This window comes from Marinobacter halodurans, assembly GCF_004327985.1.
Classification (GTDB): domain Bacteria; phylum Pseudomonadota; class Gammaproteobacteria; order Pseudomonadales; family Oleiphilaceae; genus Marinobacter_A; species Marinobacter_A halodurans.
The window spans coordinates 61,467-82,456 of sequence record NZ_SJDL01000016.1; the positions used below are offsets into that span (position 1 = coordinate 61,467).

A 20,990-nucleotide genomic window follows, 5' to 3' on the forward strand; every position below is an offset into this window, starting at 1 on the left:
AGCCGTCGTTGCGGGATCCGGGGTTCCTGACGAGCCTCTGGGCGCCGGCAGCGATTCCGGACCGCCCAGGGGCTTTCTAACTTGGATGGCGATATTTTGAGTGCTCCCGATGTACAAGGCCGGTTGCAGGCGCTGAAAACCCGGTTTGCGGCGCGGGTGAAGGGCGAGCTTGAAGAGCTGCAGCGTTTGCTCTCGCCTCGCCAGGCCGACGCCGCGGGCATCCAGCGGGCCCGGGAAGCGTACGAGATCCTGCATCGCATCGCCGGTGGCGCGGGAACGTTTGGCCTGCGGGCGTTGGGGGACGAGGCCCGTGACCTGGAGGGCCGCCTGCAGCCGCTGGTTGAGGCCGATATCGCCAGTCCCGGCTTGTCGGACCGGCTCCGGCAGACGCTGGACGATGCCTTCCTGGCGCGCATCCACGGCCTCGGGGACTTCCTGGAGAGCGCCTCGCCGCTGGCGGCGGTGGATCCGCGCGAGCCCTACCTGCCGGATGATGACGACGAACCGGTCGCTACCGATATTCCCCAGGTCAGCCCGACCCGCGTCATCCTGGCCGATCCCGATGTGGCGCAGGCCTCGCCGCTGGCTTCCCGGTTACAGGAGCACGGCTACCACGTGCAGTGGGTGCAGAATCCGGTGGAGATCCAGGCCATCCGCGCGGGACTGCCGGAGGATGTGCCGGTCGCCGTGGTGGCCGACGCGACGCTGCAGGCTCAACTGGACGATCTGGAACTGACCGGATCGCCCAACATCCTGCCGGTGATCTACCTGGCCGGCAGCGATTCCTTCGAGTTGCGCTACCGGCTGGCGGAGAGCGGCGCTGGCGGACTCTTTCTCCGGCCGGTGGATATCCCGTCGCTGGTGGACCGGATTGAGGCTGCGCTCAGTGAATACCAGTCCGCCCGGCGCAGCCGCGTGATGCTGGTGGACGACGACCGTGCCCGGGTGATGCATGCCCAGGCGGTGTTGGCCTCTGCCGGCATGGATGTGCGGGTGGTCGTCGAGCCCGCGGAGATACTGGCGCAGTTGCCCGCCTTTCGCCCCGATGTGCTGTTGCTGGAGCACCGGGTTGGGCCCTGCAGTGGCCCGGTATTGGCCCGCATGGTGCGGTTGCAGCCGGAATGGCGGGACATGCCGGTGGTTTTCCTCACGGCCGGCCCCGGCGACATCGATCAGGACGCCCTGGACACCGAGGACGTGTTGACCGGCCCGTTGACCGACCGTTCGCTGATCGCGGCGGTGCGCTCACGTTGCTACCGGGCGCGGCAGCTGTCCCGGCAGCTTTCCCGGGACCGGCTGTCAGGCACCCTGGTGGCCTCGCGTATCCGCCAGGCCGTGGCCCGCGAGCACGCCCAGGTTCGCCGGCATGGTCGCCGCTCGGTGGTGGCGATCCTCGATCTGGACGATTTCCGCCAGCTCAACCGCGACTATGGCCATGCGGCCGGCGACACGGTCATCCGCAGCCTCGCGGACGTGCTGCGCCAGCGCCTGCGCAGTTCCGACCTGATCGGACGGTACGGCGGTGAGGAATTCGTCGTCTTGCTGCCGGATTGTACCGACGAGCAGGCCCGGGGCGTCTTCGAGGCGATATGCCGGCAATTCGCCGGGCTGGCTTTCCAGTCAGGAATCCGCGCCTTCCATGCCACGCTCAGCGTTGGTCTGGCCGAACTGGGCGCCTTTCCCAGTGCGGATGCCGCCCTTGCGGCCGCGGACGATGCCCTGGCGGAGCGTAAACAGGAGGATCGGGAAAGCGTTGGCGTCTGGCGGGCGGATGAGTGATGGGCATCCTGATCCTCGAAGACGACCTGCTGGTCGCCGAACTCCTCGAAACCATTGCCCTGAGTCTGAGCCCGCACGGCCCGGTCCATATTTTTGCCAGCGTCGACGATGCCATCGGGGAGTGGCAATCGGGGCACACCGACATGATCCTGTGTGACTGGAACCTGCCCGATGGGTCCGGACTGGATTTCGTGCGCCATGTCCGGCGGCAGGACCCGGACGTGCCGATCGTCATGATCAGCGGGCGCTCTGATCGCCAGTCCGTGCTGGCCGCCGCCAGGCATCATGTCAACGCCTTCATCACCAAGCCGTTCGACGTGAGCGTGGTACACGATCGCCTCAAGGCCCTGGCGAGCGAGGAGGACGTCAAGTCAGCCTATTCACTCGATGGGCCCGAGTCGCTGTTCGCCGACGCCATGGATGGGCAGGTGCTGTTGCCGACCAGCCTGGATCCGGCCAGTGTGCTGGAGTTGATGCACCGCGACGATCCGCCGTCGCCGGGTCAGTTGGCCGAGCGCTGGCGGGATGAAACGTCCCTGGTGATGCGTCTTCTCGACGTGGCCAATGGCAGTTCCTATCGCCGCAGTGGCGAGTCCGTGGACTCGCTGCGGGATGCCATCGACACCCTGGGCGTGGAGATGACGCTGAACATCGCACTGGGCATGGCATTCGATCATGCCCACGACCTGAGCGATGCCCGTTTGCAGACCAGGGCGCAGGCCTATACGGAACTGAGTGACCGGGTGGCCCTTGAGGCCGGCCGGCTGGCCCGCCAATTGAACCAGGATCCGGCGCTGTGTTACACCGCGGGTTTGATGGGGCGGGTCGGAGAACTGGCGGTACTCAGCGTATTGCAGCAATTCCTGTCCAGCGGCGGCGCATTGGCCGACAGCGACATCGATGAGCTGATCCGGGAATGGGCGCAGCCGTTGGGCAACCGCCTCAAGGTCCAGTGGCGTCTGCCGCTGCAGTTGCGCGACCTGGTGGGCGCCATCCACAGCCTGCCCCATGGCTCGACCCACCAAAGCCGGCTGATCATGCGGGCCGCGGCGCTGTTTGCCGACGGTGACCGAAAGTCTGCGGAATACCTGGCGCTGATGCGGCGGCTGGGAATGGAGCCGCCCGTGCCGGATCCGGCGGAGGGTTGACCGGGAACGCCGGATCCACGAGGATGCCCGTCACCGATGCGGGCCGGTCAGTCGTCGCAACCGGCTCGGACAAGACTGCCTGGATAGCCTGATATGACCGATCTCAGACGTGTGCTTTGTGTGGATGACGAACCGGACATCCGGGCTGTGGCTGAGTTGGCCCTGGGTGCCGTGGGCGGGTTCGAGGTGACCGTCTGCGCCTCCGGCGAGGACGCCCTGGCCGTGGCTCCGGACAAAGCACCCCAGTTGATTCTGCTGGATGTGCTCATGCCGGGGATGGATGGACCGGAAACCCTGTCTTCACTGCGTCGGATACCGTCGCTGGCGGCGGTGCCGGTGGTCTTTATGACCGCCCGTGCCGAGCCGTCGGAAATGGAAGCCCACCGGGCACTGGGTGCGGTGGCCACCATCGCCAAACCGTTTGATCCCATGACGCTGGCTGAGACGGTCCGGTCGATCTGGCGGGACGGCTCGGCCGGGGCGCCATGACGCTTGTCCGGCCCGGCAAATCATGCCACGCTGGCTCCGGGAAGCTTTTGGGTGCTGTTGGGTTTTACGTGCATAACAGGGCTTGACCATCAATCATGACGTGTCGGACGGACCCAGTCATTCCGCCCGACCACAGCGAAAAGGAGAGCACAATGAGGCAAATCATGGGACGTTGGCTGGCGGGGTTGATGCTGGCCCTGGTGGCTTTGGCCGTCCAGGCGGACGCGCCACTGACCGACGAGCGGCTGGATAACCTGCTGGGCGCCATGGATGAGCTTCAGCCGGTGATGGAGCAGGTGAGCCAGCGCCTGGCCTCGCTGCCGGAAGACGAGCGCCCGCCGCGCCTGGATCCCCGTGCCAAGGATTTCGATCCGGAAGCCATGGCTGAAGACATGGCCGAGGCCCTGGAAAAAGTGGATGCCGATGCCGACGTACGGCGCGTGGCGGAGAACAATGGCTTCGATTCCGTCGAAGAGCTGCTGGAAGTGCAGGCCCGGGTCATGATGGGGTTCCTGGCGCAAACCCAGGAAGCCATGATGAACAACCCCAATGTGCCGGAGCAGGCGCGTCAGAAAATGAAGCAGCAGTTCGGTAACATTGCCGACAAGGTGTCGGATAACGACCGCGAAGTGCTCGAACGCAACAAGCAGAAGATCATGGAATTCATGCAGGCCCAGGCGCGCAAACAGCAGCAGAAGATGCCGCAGCAGCCGGCCAACTGATACGAACCACCGACCGGAGACCCGATGGCCGCTGAGCAATCCACCGACAACCTGCGCGACAGGCTGAACCTGGAAACCGCCCGGATTCCCTGGCGCGACCTGCAGACCTATTTTGCCCGGGGGCAGGTGGTGTTCGTGGCTGAGGCGCTCGATCTGCTGGCCGTGGCCGAAGCGCTGGCGGCGGACGACAAGGCCCGTTTCCAGCAGTGGCTGGCGGATGGCCAGGTCGGTGAAGTGCCGGCTGAACGGGCCCAGTCCTGGTACGACGCCGAAGCGTCGGTCTGGGCCGTCGTGGTCGCTCCCTGGGTACTGATCCAGGACGGCAAAACGAAAAACTGAGCCATGCTGCAGTACGGCGGGATAGGGACCGTTCTGCAGCGTGCTTTCCCGCCGCAGGAAATTCAACCAATGATCGGTTTTTGCTAGACTCGCATCGCCTTCCGAATCACCCCTGATTGCCAATTTCCAAGGGACTCCCATGTTTGCCAGCGCCCTGCTGATCCTGGTGCCGCTCTTTGTCGGTTTTGCTGTCCACCTTGAGAACCGTCGCCTGCTGACGTGGATCAACCATATGCTGGAGGCGCTGGTCTACCTGATCCTGGGATTGCTCGGTATCAGCCTGGGCCAGCTCGAGGGGCTGGCGGACCAACTGAACCGGATGACCGGCCAGGTGTTGGTGCTGGTGTTCGGGCTGCTGGTCGCCAACGTTGCCGGCCTCTGGCTGTGGCACCGCTGGCAACCCATGACGCTGGCAAGTGCGGAGGAGTCCCGGAGCCATGTGGGCTACCGGCGCCTGTTCCTTGGCGCGGCCAAACCGCTGCTGGCGGTGATCGCCGGCATGGCGCTGGGGCACTGGCTGCTGCCTGCGCTGGGTTGGATCGAGGACGTGGCCAGTGGCGCGCTGATGCTCCTGTTGCTGTTGATCGGCCTGCAATTGCGTAATGCCGGCCTGTCCCTGCGGCGCTTGCTGATGAACCGCCAGGGCCTGGGCATTGCCGTGACGTTGGCATTGACCTCACTGCTGGCGGGTCTGGCGATGGCGCCTTTCTACGACCTGCCATTGATGCATGTACTGGCGCTGACCTCCGGGTTTGGCTGGTATTCGCTGTCCGGTATCGTGGTGGGGGATGCCCTGGGGCCGGCCTGGGGTGGCGTCGCCTTCCTCAACGATGTCCTGCGGGAGATCATCGCGCTGGTCCTAATCCCCCTGATCATTGCCCGCCAGCCGGCAATGGCCATCGGCTACGGCGGCGCCACCGCCATGGACTTCACCCTGCCGATCATCCGCCGTAGTGGCGGCCTGGACACGGTGCCGGTGGCGATTGCCTCCGGTTTTATCCTGTCTTTCCTGTCGCCGGTCCTCATGGGGCTTTTCCTGGCCGGCTGATGCCGGCCTCTGGCAGTTCCTTCCCCGTCCCCTGAAAAATCAATTGAGCTCTAATCGAACGCAGGGCCGCTCCAGGCGGCGCCAATGTCTTGTTATACCTGCATTTCGGTGCACCCAGGACGATTGATTCCGGATGTCATCCAAATTCAGGACGGCGAGTCCGGTTTGATCTCTAGTGTTCGAATGATTAAGCTACTTGGTATTGAATGATCGTTCAATAAATTGAACAAGTGTTCAAACCCGTTTCATGAGGTTGGTATGGCAAGGCTGGTTGTGGAATCGATCCGGCGTCAGCAGTTGATTGACGCTACGCTGAAGGTCATCGAGGAGCACGGTTTCCAGGGCGCGACGATCGGCAAGATCGCCAAGGCGTCCGGCATGTCCGTCGGGATCGTGAGTCATTACTTCGGCGGCAAGCAGGGGTTGCTCGAAGCGGCGATGCGCCACCTGCTGGCGACGCTGGGCGGCGATGTACAGCGGTTGATGCAGGAACGCCCGGACACGTCGCGCGAGCGCCTGATGGCCATCGTCGACGCCAACTTTTCCAGTGTGCAGACCGATCCCCAGTCCGCCAAGACCTGGCTCGCGTTCTGGACCCAGGCCATGCACAGCCCGGCGCTGATGCGCCTGCAGCGGGTCAACGAGCGCCGCCTGCTGTCCAACCTGCAATTCTATCTCCGTGACCTGATGCCCGCCGACCGGGTGCGGGGCACGGCCCAGACCATCGCCGCCCTGATCGACGGGTTCTGGCTGCGCGCCGCGATGAGTGAGGGCCGCATCGAGCCGGACCAGGCCGTGGCCCTGTGCAAGACCTACATCGATCAGGCCATCGACGCGAACAATGGAGATTCCGCATGACCCTTCCCGTTTATTCGTCTTTTGTGGATGGCCGTTTACTGGCCAATCAATCCGGTGAGACCTTTGACGTGGTGAACCCCGCCACCGGCGAGGTGATCTACCGGGTCGAGCAGGCCGATGAGTCCGTCATGAAAGCCGCCGTGGAAAGCGCCGAACGCGGTTTCCGGGAATGGTCGGCGCTGACCGGCCTGGAGCGCGGTCGGATTCTCAACCGCGCCGCGGCGCTGCTGCGTGAGCGCAACGACGAACTGGCCCGCATCGAGGTACTGGACACCGGCAAGCCGTGGCAGGAAGCCAGCGTGGTGGACGTGGTCACCGGCGCCGACGCGGTGGAGTATTTCGCCGGTCAGGCGTCCAGCATCGAAGGCATCAGCCAGCCGATCGGCCCCGATTTCTTCTACACCCGGCGCGAGCCGCTGGGCGTGTGCGCCGGCATCGGCGCCTGGAACTACCCGCTGCAGATCGCCTGCTGGAAATCCGCCCCGGCGCTGGCCTGCGGCAACAGCATGATCTTCAAACCGTCCGAGGAAACGCCGCTGGGCGCGATCAAGCTGGCCGAAATCTACATCGAGGCGGGCGTACCGGCGGGCGTGTTCAACGTGGTGCAGGGCGATTATCGCGTCGGCCAGATGCTGACCGCCGATCCCGCCATCGCCAAGGTCTCCTTTACCGGTGAAGCGGCCACCGGCCGGACCGTCATGGGGGATGCTTCGCAGTCCCTCAAGTCCGTGACCATGGAACTGGGCGGCAAATCGCCGCTGCTGGTCTTCGACGACGCGGATCTGGAGCAGGCGGTGTCCGCCGCCATGCTGGGCAATTTCTACACCCAGGGTGAGATCTGCACCAACGTCACCCGGGTCTTCGTCCAGCGCGGTGTCTACGAGGATTTTCTGGAAGTCCTGGCCCGCCGTACCCGGGACAACATCGTTGCCGGCGACCCCATGGACCCGCGCACCAACCTGGGCGCGCTGATCAGCGCCGCTCACCGGGACAAGGTGATGGGCTATATCGAGAGCGGCAAGCAGGAAGGCGCCCGTCTGGTCGTCGGCGGCACGGAGCTGAGTCCGGCCGGCGTCGAGAACGGCTACTTCGTGGCGCCGACGGTTTTTGCGGACTGCCGCGACGACATGACCATCGTGCGCGAGGAAATCTTCGGGCCGGTGATGTCGGTGCTGCCGTTCGACGACGAGGACGAGGCCGTTCGCCGCGCCAACGACACCGATTATGGCCTGGCCGCCGGCGTGATGACCCGCGACCTGCTCAAGGCGCACCGGGTGATTCACCGCCTGCAGGCGGGCATCTGCTGGATCAACAGCTACGGCGCGTCGCCGGCGGAAATGCCGGTGGGCGGTTACAAGCTGTCCGGCCTGGGCCGGGAAAACGGTCGCGAGGCGATCGAGCACTACACCCAGACCAAATCCATTTATGTCGGCATGGCGCCGCTCGAAGCGCCGTTCTGACGTCAGCCATTGAAAGACGTGCCGACGGGAAGGCTTGGCCGGGACACGCTGTGAATACGTCCCTGTACGCTCGACCGGGGCCATCCAGGCCCCGGACGGTCCCGACCCAGCCTTCCCGTCGCCACTGGCCCGGTTATCGACTGCAAACGCAGGGGAGTCTGTTTTGAATTTTGATTGTGAGTTTGACTACGTGGTGGTGGGCACCGGTTCAGCCGGCTGCGTACTGGCGAACCGCCTGACCGAGGACGGCCAGGACCAGGTGCTTGTGCTGGAGGCGGGCAAGAAGGACAACACCTGGAAGATCCACATGCCGGCGGCCCTCATGTACAACCTCATGGACGACAAGTACAACTGGTACTACCACACCGAGCCCCAGGAATACATGGACAACCGCCGCCTGTACTGGCCGCGGGGCAAGGTCTGGGGCGGCGGTTCCGCCCTCAACGCCATGGTCTATATCCGCGGCCACGCCTACGACTACGACCGCTGGCACGACGAAGGCGCCAGCGGCTGGCGCTACCAGGACGTACTGCCATACTTCCGTAAGGCGGAAACCCGCGAGAAGGGCGCCGACGACTATCGGGGCGGCAACGGTCCGCTCAACGTGCATACCGGCGACGAGCCCAACCCGCTGTTCGATGCCTTTATCGAAGCGGGCCAGCAGGCCGGCTACCCGTTCACCGACGACATGAACGGCTACCAGCAGGAAGGCGTCGGCGTGATGGACATGACCATCAAGCAGGGCAAGCGCTGGAGTGCTGCCCAGGCGTACCTGCGCCCGGTACTGGACCGGCCCAACCTGACCGCCGAAACCGGCGCCATGACCCATCGCATCCTGTTCGACGGTGACACCGCCGTGGGCGTGGAATACGTACAGGACGGCAAGACCGTCCGCGTCGCCGCACGCAAGGAAGTCATCGTCAGTGGCGGGGCCATCAACTCGCCGCAGCTGCTGATGCTGTCCGGGATCGGTCCGGCGGCCGACCTGGAAAAGCACGGCATCGATGTGAAGGTGGACCGCCCGGGCGTGGGCCAGAACCTGCAGGATCACCTCGAGCTGTATGTCCAGCACGAGTGCAAGGAGCCGGTCACGCTCTACAAGTACACCACCCAGCCGGGTAAGACGGTTGCCGGTGTGAAGTGGTTCCTCAACCACGACTGGGGCGCCTGCCGCACGGCGCACCTGGAAGCGGGCGGGTTTATCCGCAGTGAGGCCGGCGTGCGGCATCCGGACATCCAGTTCCATTTCCTGCCCTCGCAGGTACTGGATCACGGTCGCAAGGACGCCGAATGCCACGGCTTCCAGGTGCATGTCGGCCCGATGCGCCCCACCAGCCGTGGCTACCTGACCCTGAAATCCGACAAGCCGGGGGATCACCCGATCATCCAGCCCAACCTGCTCAGCACCGAGCGGGACCGCTGGGAAATGCGCGAGAGCGTCAAGCTGACCCGGGAGATTTTCCAGCAGAAGGCCTTCGATCGCTTCCGCGGCAAGGAACTGCGCCCGGGCGCCGACATGACCTCCGATGCCGACATCGACGCCTTTGTACGTCAGTACTCGGACAGCGCCTACCACCCGTCCTGCACCTGCAAGATGGGCAGCGCCGATGACCCGATGGCGGTGGTCGATGAGCAGGCCCGGGTCTATGGCGTGCAGAACCTGCGCGTGGTGGACGCGTCGATCATGCCCAGCGTGGTGAGCGGCAACCTCAATGCCCCCACCATCATGCTGGCCGAGAAGTGCGCGGATCACATCCGCGGCCGGGATCCGCTGGCCCCGATGCCCGTTGACGTCTGGGAACACCCGGATTGGCAGAACAAGCAGCGATAAGCACAACGCCCGCAGTGGCGTGATAACGACAACGACGATGTTATAGAAACAAAAGCACTTTCAAAACCAAGAGGCACGCCGGGCGACGTCCGGCGTGGCTTCAAGCTGGAGAAAGGAGATAACGATGAAGAAGTTTTTGCTGGCTCTTGGCAGTCTCATGCTGGGTGGCGCCGCGATCGCCGCGCCCAACCAGGAATGCAAGACCGTACGTTTCGCCGATGTGGGCTGGACCGACATCACGGCCACCACGGCACTCACTTCCGAAGTGTTGGAAGGCATGGGCTACAAGGCCAAGGCTAACGTCCTGTCCGTGCCGGTCACATACCGGTCCCTGAAAAACAAGGACATCGACGTGTTCCTGGGCAACTGGATGCCCACCATGGAAGCGGACATCCGCCCGTACCTGGACAGCGGTGACGTGGAATCCCTGCGCACCAACCTGACCGGCGCCAAGTACACCCTGGCCGTACCCCAGTACGTCTACGACGCCGGCGTCCACAGCTTTGCCGACATCGCCAAGCACGCGGACCAGTTCGACAACCGCATCTACGGCATCGAGCCGGGCAACGACGGCAACCGCCTGATCCAGGACATGATCGACAAGGACGCCTTCGGCCTGAAGGGGTTCCGTGTGGTGGAGTCCAGCGAGGCGGGCATGCTGTCCCAGGTGGGCCGCGCCGTGCGCCGCGACAACTGGATCGTGTTCCTGGCGTGGGAGCCGCATCCCATGAACACCAACTACGACCTGAAATACCTGGACGGTGGTGACGACTACTTCGGCCCGAACTACGGCGGTGCCACCGTGCACACCAACGTGCGCAAGAACTACACCCAGGAGTGTCCGAACGTGGGCAAACTGCTCAACAACCTGGAATTCTCCCTGACCATGGAGAACGAGGTGATGGGCCTGATCCTGGACGACGGCATGGAGCCGCGTGACGCCGCGCACCAGTGGCTGTCCAACAACCCGGCTGCGCTCGACAAGTGGCTGGACGGCGTGACCACGATCGACGGCAAGCCTGCGCTGCCGGCGGTCAAGGCCAGCCTCAAGTAAGCGATCCCGCCTTCTCCAGCCGGCCATGAGGTCCGGCTGGAGAAATGCCTTTGAATCTGCAAAGACACGACACCATGAGCTGGATAACCGAGCATCAATTGCCATTCGGCGACTTCATGGAAGAGGTTGTCAATTTCCTGATCGACAACGGCAGCGGCTTCTTTGATTCCGTTTCCGAAAACCTCGGCGGCCTGATCCATGGCCTGACCGACGGCCTCCTGTGGGTGCCGCCCGGGGTGATGGTGGCCCTGTTCACCGTCGCCGCCCATCTGCGTCATCGCCGCTGGGGCCTGACCGCCTTTACCCTCATCAGCTTCCTGCTGATCTGGAACCTGGGCTACTGGGAAGACACCATGGCGACCCTGTCGCTGGTGCTGTACGCCACCATCCTGTGTGTGGTCATCGGGATACCGCTGGGCATCTACGCAGCGCATCACCAATGGCTGTACAAAGGCCTGCAGCCGATCCTGGACCTGATGCAGACGATCCCCCCGTTCGTCTACCTGATCCCGACCCTGACCCTGTTCGGGCTGGGCGTCGTTCCGGGTGTGATTTCCACGGTGATCTTCGCGATTGCCGCGCCGGTGCGCCTGACCTACCTGGGCATCTGCCAGGTGCCGACCGAACTGGTGGAAGCCGGCAAGGCGTTCGGCTGCACCAACCGCCAGTTGCTGTTCCGGGTGGAGTTACCCGCTGCCATGAGTTCCATCGGCGCCGGCATCACCCAGTGCATCATGCTGTCGCTGTCGATGGTGGTCATCGCCGCCCTGGTCGGCGCCGACGGCCTCGGTGTACCGGTGGTTCGCGCGCTGAACACCGTGGACATCGGCAAAGGCTTCGAGGCCGGTCTGGCGATCGTCCTGCTGGCGATCTGGATGGACCGTTTCTTCCGTCAGAAAAATCCCGGGGAGGGCGCCACATGATTGAGCTTGAAAACGTCAATGTGGTCTTCGGCAGGCAACCCCAACGTGCCCTGCCGATGATCGAACAGGGGATGGACCGCGAGGCTATCCGTGACAGGACGGGCCTGGTAGTCGGCGTCCAGGGCGCCAACCTGTCCATCAAGAAGGGCGAGATCTGCGTGCTGATGGGCCTGTCCGGTTCCGGCAAGTCGAGCCTGCTACGCTGTATCAATGGGCTCAACAAAGTCACCAGCGGCAGCATCCGCATCCAGCATGATGGTGCGTCGGTGGATTTCACCCGCGCCAGCGAAGCCGTGCAACGGGATATTCGCACCCGGCGCGTCTCCATGGTGTTCCAGAGCTTCGCGCTGATGCCCTGGCTGACAGTGGAGGAAAACGTCGGCTTCGGCCTCGACCTGCAGGGGCTGAGCAAGTCGGAGCAGCGTGAGAAAGTGAAGCGCCAGTTGGAGCTGGTGGGACTGCAGGACTGGGCCCAGTGCCGTCCCAACGAGCTGTCCGGCGGTATGCGCCAGCGGGTGGGCCTGGCCCGTGCCCTGGCCACCGAGTCCGAAATCCTGCTGATGGACGAGCCCTTCTCGGCCCTGGATCCGCTGATCCGCAACCAGCTGCAGGACGAGCTGCTGAGCCTGCAGGCCGAGCTGCAGAAGACCATCGTCTTCGTCAGCCACGACCTGGACGAAGCGCTCAAACTGGGTTCCCACATTGCCATCATGAAGGACGGCCAGATCGTCCAGCATGGCAAACCGGAATCCATCGTGCTGAACCCGCAGAACGACTACGTGAAGAGCTTCGTGGCCAGCACCAACCCGCTCAACGTGCTGGAGGCCCGCTCGCTGATGTTGCCGATCGACCAGGTGCCGGCGGACGCCGAAGGCAACCGCTGCCTCAACAAGCGCTACGGGACCTGGCTGCATACGCCGGAACGTGCGCTGGAAGCGGTGGTGACCTCACAGGGCCAGACCTATCCGACCCAGAGCTGGCGCGAAGGGGATGCGATCAAGAGCCTGGAGCAGAAACCCACCTGCATCGCGCCGTCGACGCCGTTGCGCGAAGCGGTCGAGATCCGCTACTTCACCGGCCACAGCCTCCTGGTGGAGGACGGCGGCGCCATCATCGGCTCCATCGGTGATCGCGAGCTGTACCACGCCATGCTGGGCAAGCACCTGGACGACAGCTGACGGGATGAAGCCTGGCGTCAGGCCAGTATCGGCCTGACGTCAATGCCGTAAGTGCCCGGATCGACTGCCTTTACGATCCGGTCCTGGTTACCCCGGGCCGCCAGGTCCAGGGTTTCCACCTTGATCGGCATGCGGAAGCGGGTGTGGTACATGAGCCTCAGCACCGGCAGGCGCTGGTCGTCCTCGTTGGTTTCGATGACCACGCCCAGCCGGCCGCTTTCCAGCAGAACCAGCGATCCCACCGGATATATCCCGATACAGCGGATGAACTGACGCACCAGCTCGGGATCGAGATGGTCGCCGCTCCATTCCATCAGCTTCTTGAGTCCCTGGGTGGGCGTTACACCCGCGTGGTAGACCCGGTTGGCGGTGATCGCGTCATAGACGTCGGCAATGGCTACCATCCGGCCGTGAATGGAAATCTCATCACCTTTCAGGCCGGCGGGGTAGCCGCTGCCATCCATGTGTTCATGATGCTGGCTGGCGGTCAGCAGGGTGAGCTCGCCGATGCCTTCGGTGCCGGCCAGGATGTCGTGGGAATGCACGGCGTGTTGCTTCATCACCTCGAACTCGTCCGGGCTGAGACGTCCGGGTTTGTGGAGGATGGCGTCGGGGGTCAGGATCTTGCCGATATCGTGCAGCAGGGCGCCGACAATTGTCTGATGCAGGACATCGTGCGAGTGCTTCATGGCCTTGCCGAAGATCGACATCAGCACGCTCAGGTTGACCGAGTGCTCCAGCAGGTAATTGTCCTTCCTGCGGATGCGGCCGAGGCAGGCCATGGCGTTGGGGTTGCGGAACACCGACCCTTGCAGGTTTTCCGCCAACTCCTGGAGGGGCGACAGGTCGATGGCCTTGCCCAGCTTCACATTGTGCATGACGTTGCCGACCAGGCTCTGGGTCTCGGCGTGAATGCGCCGGGCGATGACCAGTTCCTCTTCCAGGGCCGCATAGGGTTTTGCCAGGGGTTTCAGTCCGCCGGCCTGCTGGAGCAGGGTCTCGTTGGCCCGATCAATGACATCGGCCGGCACGGCATCGGGGGAGTCGAGGCCTTTGCCGGTGTCGATGTAGACGTGTTGCACACCCAGTCGGGCAATCTTCCCGATCGTCTCGTCCCGCCGGATGACACCACGGCGCCGGTCGTTGTTATGAGGGATCCAGTCGTTGTTCAGGTCGGTGATGTACATGCCGACCCGTAACGCGGATACCGGTATACGCTTGATCATAAACGCCCTGCATCTTGGCTTTGCGTTCGACGTCCGTCACTGTGCTGCCGGCTGCGGTTCGACTCCCGTCCAAGAGCCAGTTTAGCTGTTAATACCGATTCTACGTGTTTCCGGCGCGGAGGATGGTAAAAGGTGGAAAAAACAGCCGGGTTGTCGACGTCGATCCTGCCAGGCTGGGCCGGGTATGATTTGCGTCAATTCACGCGGGCGGCCAGGCGACTATGCTGGAAACAGTATAGGGCTGCCGCGGAGGCCATGCTTCATGGCGCATCTGTTCCGTGCCGGTTATCCCGGCGGCTCGTCCTTTCAACGGCAACGAAACGAGGGAATGAGTGTTGCCTGAACCCGTGCGCGACAGTCGTCCAGAGGCCGGTTTGCCGGCGACCGCCGACGTTGAAGGCCGTATCGTGGCGATTCATGGCGGGGTGGTGGATGTTTTCTTTCCGGAACCGTCGCCACGGATCCATGACCTGGTCTATGCCGGCAAAGTGGCGCTGGAGGTGTCCTCGCTGCTGGAAGGCGGCGCCGTGCGTTGCATGGCGTTGGCGCCGGTGCGCGGCCTGGGGTTGGGTATGGCGGTGCGGGCCACCGGCGCCCCGATTCGGGTACCGGTCGGCGAGGGGCTGTTGGGCCGCATGCTGAATGTCTTTGGCGAGCCCATCGACGGCCGGCCCGCTCCCCGTGCCAAGGCGTTGCGGTCGATCCATCGGGAGCCGCCGGTTCTCGAGGAGCGTGTGGTCCACAGCGACATCCTGGAGACCGGCATCAAGGCGATCGACCTGCTGTCTCCCATCGAGCGGGGTGGCAAGACCGGCCTGTTCGGTGGGGCCGGTGTGGGCAAGACGGTGCTGATCACCGAGCTGATCAACAACACCGTGCAGGTCCACCAGGGGGTGAGCCTGTTCTGTGGTATCGGCGAACGCTCCCGGGAAGCGGAGGAACTCTACCGCGAGATGGGCGAGGCCGGGGTGCGGGACAAGACCGTGATGCTGTTCGGCCAGATGAACGAATCACCCGGCGTGCGCTTCCTGGTGGGCAACACGGCGCTGACCATGGCCGAATACTTCCGCGACGACCGGCAGCAGGACGTGCTGCTGCTGATCGACAACATTTTCCGTTTCGTCCAGGCCGGCTCCGAAGTGTCGGGGCTGATGGGGCGCATGCCGTCGAGGGTGGGCTACCAGCCCACGCTGGCCACGGAACTGGCGTCGCTGCAGGAGCGCATCACCTCCACCCGTTCCGGAGCCATCACCTCGATCCAGGCGGTCTATGTGCCGGCGGACGACTTCACCGATCCGGCCGCGGCGCACATCTTTTCCCACCTGTCCGCGTCTGTCGTGCTCTCGCGTAAACGGGCCAGCGAAGGCCTGTATCCGGCGGTGGATCCCCTGGCATCGGCGTCGGTCATGCTGACGCCGGCGGTGGTTGGTCAGCGCCATTACGACATTGCCCGGGCCGTGCGCCGAACCCTGGCGGAGTACGAGGACCTGCGCGACATCATCGCCATGCTGGGCATGGAGGAACTGTCTGCGGCGGACCGCGCGACGGTCGCCCGGGCCCGGCGCCTGGAGCGATTCCTGACCCAGCCGTTCTTCACCACCCGTGCATTCACCGGCAGTGACGGCCGGCGCGTCGCCATCGCCGACACGCTGGACGGCTGCGAGACCATTCTCGAACAGACGCACTTCGAAGACAGTGAGAGCGACTACTACATGATCGGCACCATCGCCGAGCGGGGAGACGCGTCATGAGTATGGCCAGCGACATGCAGGTCACCCTGGGGCTGCCCACACGCACCCTGTACCAGGGCGCGGCCCGGGCGCTGGTTGCCGAGGCGGAGAATGGTGCCTTCGGCCTGCTGCCCAATCACCTGGATTTCGTGACGGCGCTGGTGCCGTCGGTTCTGGTCCTGACCGAACCGGGTGGGCGGGAGCGCTTTTTCGGCATCGACGAGGGCCTGTTGGTCAAACAGGGGCATCAGGTGAATGTGGCCGTCCGGCGCGGCGCCGAGGGCCGGGACTTGGCCTCCCTGCGTCATACGGTGGCCGACATCTTCGGCGCCATGGACGAGGACGAGCGGGTGGCCCGCGCAGCCCTGTCGCGGCTGGAAGCCAGTATCGTGCGCCGGTTTGCGGAATTGCGGAAGCCGGCACCATGAGCCGTAGGCCGGATCGGTCCGTGGACGCCATTACCCGCCATGCTGACCGGAAAAAGCAGGCCCGTGAGCATCCCGGCGCCAGTCCGCTTCGGGGGCTGGGTACATTCGGGATGGTGGGGTGGTCGATCGCCGTGCCCACCGTGGGCGGCGCTTTCCTGGGTCTCTGGCTGGACCGGGTGGCACCGCAGGATTTTTCCTGGCCCATTGCGCTGATCCTGGGCGGGGCCGTTCTTGGCAGCTTTATCGCCTGGGCCTGGGTCAGTCGCGAAGGGCCGGGCAGGGGAGGAGACGATCAATGACGATGGACTGGACGTCGTTTGGCGTGGGGCTGGCGGTTGGCGTGGTGGCCAGCGTGCTCTACTTTGCCGGTCTGGCCTGGAGTGTTCGGGCGGTCCTGAGGTCGTCACGGCCGGCGCCCTTGCTGCTGGCGAGTGCGGCGCTGCGAATCGCGCTGCTGCTGGCGGTGGGCTTCATGGCCACCGACGGCCTCCACGACCCCGGGGCGTTGGCCGGGTTCGGCCTGGCGTTCCTGGTCACACGCCTGGTTGCCGTTCGCCTGGCGCGGCCTCCGGCAACGTCCGGCGGGGAGGATGTACCGTGCAGCTGACGCCGGACCAGGACATCATCCTCAGGCTGGGGGAGTTCGGCCTCAACGCCACCATCGTCAATACCTGGATCGTGATGGCGTTGCTGGTGGGAGGCTCCGTGCTGGTGACCCGCAACCTGTGCCCGGATGTGCCGCCCAATCGCTGGCGGACCCTGCTGGAAACCATCGTGCAGATGATCCAGAGCCAGATCGGGGAGATCACCCAGACCTCGGCCCGCCATGTGATGTACTTCGCCGGCACGCTGTTCCTGTTCATCGCCCTCTCCAACCTGTTGCTGGTGGTACCGGGCTTTGCGCCGCCCACGTCGTCACTCTCCACCACGGTGGCGCTGGCGATTTCCGTACTCTGTGCCGTACCGCTGTTTGGCATCGCCAGCGGCGGCCTGGGCCGTTATCTCCGCCACTTCATCGAGCCCTCGGCGGTGATGCTGCCGTTCAACATCATCAGCGAATTTTCCCGGGGCATCTCCCTGGCCATCCGCCTGTACGGCAACATCATGAGCGGTGCGGTCATTGCCGCCATCCTGCTGGGTGTGGCGCCGTTCTTCTTCCCGGTGGTGATGGACATGCTGGGACTGCTCACCGGTCTGATCCAGGCCTATATCTTCGCCATTCTCGCCACCGTCTATATTTCGTCCGCAACCGCGGACCCGCCCCCTCCTTCACCCCCCGAGGACGCGCCATGAGTGACTTTGCCATCATCGCAGTGATCTCCATTTTCACCGCCGGCCTGACGGTCTCGTTCGGAGCCCTGGGGCCGGCGCTGGGCGAGGGCCGGGCGGCGGCATCGGCGATTGCCGCCATCGCCCAGCAGCCCGATGCCGCACCGACCCTGTCCCGGACCCTGTTCGTCAGTCTGGCGATGATCGAATCCACCGCCATCTATTGCTTTGTGGTGTCGATGATCCTGATCTTCGCCAATCCGTTCTGGGATGCGGTACAGGCCGCCAGCGGCCAGTAAGACAGCGGAACGCCGATCATGTCCATCGACTGGATCACCGTCATTGCCCAGATTGCCAATTTCCTGGTGCTGGTGTGGTTGCTCAAGCGTTTTCTCTACAAGCCCATCCTCAACGGCATCGATGCCCGGGAGACCGAGATTGCCCGGCGGATGGGTGAAGCCGGCGCGGCACGGGAAGAGGCCGAAGCGGCAGAGAAGTCGTTCCACGCCCGGATGGCGCAGTTGCAGGCCGACCGCGATGCGGCCGTGGCGAAAGCCCTCAAGGCCACCGAAGAGGAACGGGCTGCGTTGCTGGCCGAGACGCACACCCGGCTGGCCCGGGAGCAGAGGGAGCTGCATGTCCACATGGAGCAGGAACGCCAGAAGTTCCTGGCCCGCCTTCAGCAGGCGGGCGCCCAGACGCTGGTGGCGCTTACCCGCAAGGCCCTGCGTGAACTGGCGGACGAGACCCTGGAGGCGGCCATGGTGCGGCAGGTGCTGGGGCAACTGGCCGCGCGGGCCGACGAGCTGGCCCAGGCGGCAGGCAGCGACACGACCGCCCTGGTCACGACCCGGGCGCCGTTGCCCGAGGATCTGCAGGCGCAGTTGCATCGCGAGACAGACCGGCATCTGCCCGGTTTCGACCTGCGCTTCGCTACCAATGCCGTCCAGTCGCCGGGCCTGATCCTTCAGGTGGGTGGCGCCCAGTTGAGCTGGACGGTAGACAGCTACACCGACGAGCTGACGACATTGCTGGACGAGCGCCTGGCCGCTGAGGCGTCCGGCCGGGGAGACACGCCGCATGCCGGATAACGGACAACAGCCGGATACCGGCGAGCAGCGGTTTAACGACTGGGTTGACACCCTGCTGTCGGCACCGGCGCCGCAACCGGTGCTGACGGAAGTCGGTCGGGTGACGGAAGTGGGAGACGGTATCGCCATCGTCAGCGGTCTGGCCCAGGCCCTCTCCGACGAACTGCTGGTATTTGACTGCGGGTTGCAGGGCATTGTCCTGGACCTGGAGCCCGGTCGCCTGGGTGTCGTGCTGTTGGGGCCCGCGGAACGGATTGTCCCCGGCGAACAGGTGCGGCGTACCCGCAAAGTGGTCAGTGTTCCGGTCGGGCCGGCCCTGCTCGGTCGGGTGGTGGACGCCATGGGACGCCCCCGCGACGGCCTGGGGCCGGTCGCCGCCGTGACCCGGCGGCCGGTGGAAGCCGAGGCGCCGGGTATCCTGTCCCGGGCGCCGGTGTTCCGGCCCCTGGCCACCGGGATCAAGGCGGTGGATGCCGCCGTGCCCATTGGTCTGGGGCAGCGGGAGCTGATCATTGGCGATCGCCAGACCGGCAAGACCGCCATCGCCATTGATGCCATGCTGAACCAGGCCCGCTCGCAGGTCATCTGCATCTACTGCGCCATCGGCCAGCGGGGCGATGCGGTGGCCCGGGTGATCGGCGCGCTGAAGGCCGGCAGCATGATGGCCCGCAGCGTGGTCCTGTCCGCCGGCGACGAAGAAGCGCCGGGACTGGCCTACGTCGCCCCTTACGCGGCGATGGCCATGGCCGAGTACTTTTCCGACCAGGGCCGGGACGTGTTGGTGGTGTTCGATGACCTGACGCATCACGCCCGGGCCTATCGCGAACTGTCATTGCTGCTGCGCCGGCCGCCGGGCCGGGAAGCCTTTCCCGGGGATATCTTCTACCTTCACGCGCGGCTGCTGGAGCGGGCCGGGCAGTTTGTTGCCGCGGCGGGCGGCGGCTCCATTACCGCCCTGCCGGTAGTCGAAACCCAGGCGGAAAACCTGTCCGCCTACATCCCCACCAACCTGATCTCCATAACTGACGGCCAGATCTATCTGTCGCCAAGGCTGGTGCGCAAGAACCAGTTCCCGGCGGTGGACCAGGGGTTGTCGGTCTCCCGGGTCGGTGGCAAGGCCCAGTTGCACGCGCTGCGGGATGTGGCGGGCAACCTGCGGGTAACGCTTTCCCAGTTCGAGGAACTGGAGGACTTCGCCCGCTTCGGGACCCGGCTGGATGACGCCACCCGGGCGCGGCTGGCCCGTGGCGCGGCGGTGCGGGCCGCCCTGCGCCAGCCGGAATATGATCCGCTGTCGGCGATAGGTCAACTGGCCGTGCTGGTTGCCGCAATGGAAGGACTGTTCGATGGCCTGTCCGACCAGGCCGTCAATACGGCCATGGACCAGGTCCGCCGCGCCGCGGAGCGCGACCTGCATACCCTGGATGCCCGGATCGCCGACAACCAGGCGCTGGCCGCCGGTGACCACGAGCAGCTCCTCACCCTGGCAACAAGCGCCATGGCCGGCAACGCGGCCGTGCAGGGGAAAACCAATGGCCCAGACGCTTGAATCCCTGACCCGTCATCACGGGACCCTGGCGAGCATCCGCGGCATCGTACATGCGATGAAAACGCTGTCCGCGCTGAACGCGTCACCCTACGAGGATGCGGCGTGCTCCATCGAAGCCTATCACCAGACCATCATGGCCGGCTTCCGCGCCTTTGCGCACCGCTCCGGCGATATCGTCCTGGCACCGGACCGGCGCGCCGGGCAGTTGGTGGTGGTGTTCGGCTCGGATCACGGCCTGTGCGGGAACTACAATGAGCTCCTGGCCGATGCCGTGATGGCCTGGTGCAAGGCGCCGGAGGCGGACTCGTGCCGGGTACTGTGTGTCGGCGCCCAGATGAACGACGCCTTGGTGGATCGCGGGCTGCCGCCGGAAGAGGTCCTGCTGCCGCCGGCATCGGCGGACGGGATCGGCCGTCTCGCCGGCGATGTGGTGACGCGTCTGGATAGCCACAGCAGTGGTCGATGGCTGGGTGGCCATCGGGTTTCCCTGGCGTTCACCGAGCGTGGCGACGCGGGCGCCCTGACCCCGGTGACCCGACAACTGCTGCCGTTGGATCCGGACCTGCTGCGACGCGAACGCCGCTGGCCGTCCCGGTCGCTGCCGGACTACACCATGGCGCCGGACGAGTTGCTGGCGGCCCTGGTGCGCAACCACATCTTCGCCAGCGTGTTCCGCGCCTCGGCGGAGGCCATGGTCACCGAGAACGCCGCGCGCCTGGCACGGATGCAGCAGGCCGAGGAGGCGGTGGACGATCGGCTCGACGCCTTGAAAGGTGAGCTGCGTTCGGTACGCCAGACGGAGATCACCAGTGAACTGCTGGATGTGATCATCGGCTTCGAAGCGCTGAAGAAACGGGCCCGGCGTTGA

Annotated in this window: 22 protein-coding genes; 21 read left to right on the forward strand and 1 reads right to left on the reverse strand. The window is 65.0% G+C overall.

The window, feature by feature from the left end; genetic code table 11:
• Nucleotides 1-96 precede the first annotated feature (96 nt).
• The 12 genes from EZI54_RS11650 to choV all read left to right on the forward strand — a co-directional run bounded on the left by EZI54_RS11650 (nt 97) and on the right by choV (nt 12,829).
• A complete protein-coding gene (locus EZI54_RS11650; RefSeq protein ID WP_165495738.1) occupies nt 97-1,779 on the forward strand; it encodes a diguanylate cyclase domain-containing protein in 1,683 nt (560 codons plus the stop codon).
• Nucleotides 1,779-2,927: an HDOD domain-containing protein gene (locus tag EZI54_RS11655; RefSeq protein WP_131482058.1), complete on the forward strand. Its 1,149-nt coding sequence runs from the start codon at nt 1,779-1,781 to the stop codon at nt 2,925-2,927. Before EZI54_RS11650 ends, EZI54_RS11655 begins: the two co-directional genes overlap by 1 nt.
• A 93-nt stretch (nt 2,928-3,020) precedes the next feature.
• Nucleotides 3,021-3,416 (forward strand): response regulator, encoded by a 396-nt coding sequence (locus EZI54_RS11660; RefSeq protein ID WP_131482059.1) that lies wholly within the window; start codon nt 3,021-3,023, stop codon nt 3,414-3,416.
• Nucleotides 3,417-3,568: 152 nt separating this feature from the next.
• The gene (locus tag EZI54_RS11665) at nt 3,569-4,138 is read left to right on the forward strand and encodes a hypothetical protein (protein ID WP_131482060.1); all 570 of its coding nucleotides are present in this window, start codon (nt 3,569-3,571) and stop codon (nt 4,136-4,138) included.
• Between the two features lie 24 nt (nt 4,139-4,162).
• Complete coding sequence (locus EZI54_RS11670) at nt 4,163-4,477, forward strand: DUF2288 family protein (RefSeq protein WP_131482061.1); 315 nt, start codon at nt 4,163-4,165, stop codon at nt 4,475-4,477.
• Nucleotides 4,478-4,616: 139 nt separating this feature from the next.
• Nucleotides 4,617-5,525 (forward strand): LysO family transporter, encoded by a 909-nt coding sequence (locus EZI54_RS11675; protein ID WP_131482062.1) that lies wholly within the window; start codon nt 4,617-4,619, stop codon nt 5,523-5,525.
• Nucleotides 5,526-5,783: 258 nt separating this feature from the next.
• Nucleotides 5,784-6,383 (forward strand): transcriptional regulator BetI, encoded by a 600-nt coding sequence (betI, locus tag EZI54_RS11680; protein ID WP_131482063.1) that lies wholly within the window; start codon nt 5,784-5,786, stop codon nt 6,381-6,383.
• On the forward strand, nt 6,380-7,843 hold the full coding sequence (gene betB / locus EZI54_RS11685) for a betaine-aldehyde dehydrogenase (RefSeq protein WP_131482064.1): 1,464 nt from the start codon (nt 6,380-6,382) through the stop codon (nt 7,841-7,843). The genes betI and betB overlap by 4 nt, the downstream gene beginning before the upstream one ends.
• A 163-nt stretch (nt 7,844-8,006) precedes the next feature.
• Entirely contained in the window at nt 8,007-9,674 is a 1,668-nt protein-coding gene (gene betA / locus EZI54_RS11690) for a choline dehydrogenase (protein WP_131482065.1), read from the forward strand.
• A gap of 124 nt (nt 9,675-9,798) precedes the next feature.
• On the forward strand, nt 9,799-10,728 hold the full coding sequence (locus EZI54_RS11695; RefSeq protein WP_131482066.1) for a choline ABC transporter substrate-binding protein: 930 nt from the start codon (nt 9,799-9,801) through the stop codon (nt 10,726-10,728).
• Nucleotides 10,729-10,802: 74 nt separating this feature from the next.
• The gene (gene choW / locus EZI54_RS11700) at nt 10,803-11,651 is read left to right on the forward strand and encodes a choline ABC transporter permease subunit (RefSeq protein WP_131482067.1); all 849 of its coding nucleotides are present in this window, start codon (nt 10,803-10,805) and stop codon (nt 11,649-11,651) included.
• Nucleotides 11,648-12,829, forward strand: coding sequence for a choline ABC transporter ATP-binding protein (choV, locus tag EZI54_RS11705; RefSeq protein ID WP_131482068.1), 1,182 nt, complete (start codon nt 11,648-11,650; stop codon nt 12,827-12,829). Before choW ends, choV begins: the two co-directional genes overlap by 4 nt.
• Nucleotides 12,830-12,846: 17 nt before the next feature.
• Here choV and EZI54_RS11710 read toward each other — a convergent pair whose 3' ends face one another.
• Nucleotides 12,847-14,055, reverse strand: coding sequence for an HD-GYP domain-containing protein (locus tag EZI54_RS11710; RefSeq protein ID WP_131482069.1), 1,209 nt, complete (start codon nt 14,053-14,055; stop codon nt 12,847-12,849).
• 374 nt (nt 14,056-14,429) lie between these two features.
• Here EZI54_RS11710 and atpD point away from each other — a divergent pair, with 374 nt between their 5' ends.
• The 9 genes from atpD to EZI54_RS11755 are packed head-to-tail and all read left to right on the forward strand — an operon-like array spanning nt 14,430 to nt 20,990.
• Nucleotides 14,430-15,806: a F0F1 ATP synthase subunit beta gene (gene atpD, locus EZI54_RS11715; protein WP_131482095.1), complete on the forward strand. Its 1,377-nt coding sequence runs from the start codon at nt 14,430-14,432 to the stop codon at nt 15,804-15,806.
• Nucleotides 15,803-16,213, forward strand: coding sequence for an ATPase (locus EZI54_RS11720; protein ID WP_131482070.1), 411 nt, complete (start codon nt 15,803-15,805; stop codon nt 16,211-16,213). The genes atpD and EZI54_RS11720 overlap by 4 nt, the downstream gene beginning before the upstream one ends.
• Nucleotides 16,210-16,512, forward strand: coding sequence for an AtpZ/AtpI family protein (locus EZI54_RS11725; RefSeq protein ID WP_131482071.1), 303 nt, complete (start codon nt 16,210-16,212; stop codon nt 16,510-16,512). The genes EZI54_RS11720 and EZI54_RS11725 overlap by 4 nt, the downstream gene beginning before the upstream one ends.
• The gene (locus tag EZI54_RS11730) at nt 16,509-16,820 is read left to right on the forward strand and encodes an ATP synthase subunit I (protein ID WP_131482072.1); all 312 of its coding nucleotides are present in this window, start codon (nt 16,509-16,511) and stop codon (nt 16,818-16,820) included. The genes EZI54_RS11725 and EZI54_RS11730 overlap by 4 nt, the downstream gene beginning before the upstream one ends.
• Nucleotides 16,811-17,506, forward strand: coding sequence for a F0F1 ATP synthase subunit A (locus EZI54_RS11735; RefSeq protein WP_131482073.1), 696 nt, complete (start codon nt 16,811-16,813; stop codon nt 17,504-17,506). The genes EZI54_RS11730 and EZI54_RS11735 overlap by 10 nt, the downstream gene beginning before the upstream one ends.
• The gene (locus EZI54_RS11740) at nt 17,503-17,781 is read left to right on the forward strand and encodes a F0F1 ATP synthase subunit C (protein ID WP_131482074.1); all 279 of its coding nucleotides are present in this window, start codon (nt 17,503-17,505) and stop codon (nt 17,779-17,781) included. Before EZI54_RS11735 ends, EZI54_RS11740 begins: the two co-directional genes overlap by 4 nt.
• An 18-nt stretch (nt 17,782-17,799) precedes the next feature.
• On the forward strand, nt 17,800-18,573 hold the full coding sequence (locus tag EZI54_RS11745) for a F0F1 ATP synthase subunit B family protein (protein ID WP_131482075.1): 774 nt from the start codon (nt 17,800-17,802) through the stop codon (nt 18,571-18,573).
• A complete protein-coding gene (locus EZI54_RS11750) occupies nt 18,563-20,122 on the forward strand; it encodes a F0F1 ATP synthase subunit alpha (RefSeq protein WP_131482076.1) in 1,560 nt (519 codons plus the stop codon). Before EZI54_RS11745 ends, EZI54_RS11750 begins: the two co-directional genes overlap by 11 nt.
• Entirely contained in the window at nt 20,106-20,990 is an 885-nt protein-coding gene (locus tag EZI54_RS11755; RefSeq protein WP_131482077.1) for a F0F1 ATP synthase subunit gamma, read from the forward strand. The genes EZI54_RS11750 and EZI54_RS11755 overlap by 17 nt, the downstream gene beginning before the upstream one ends.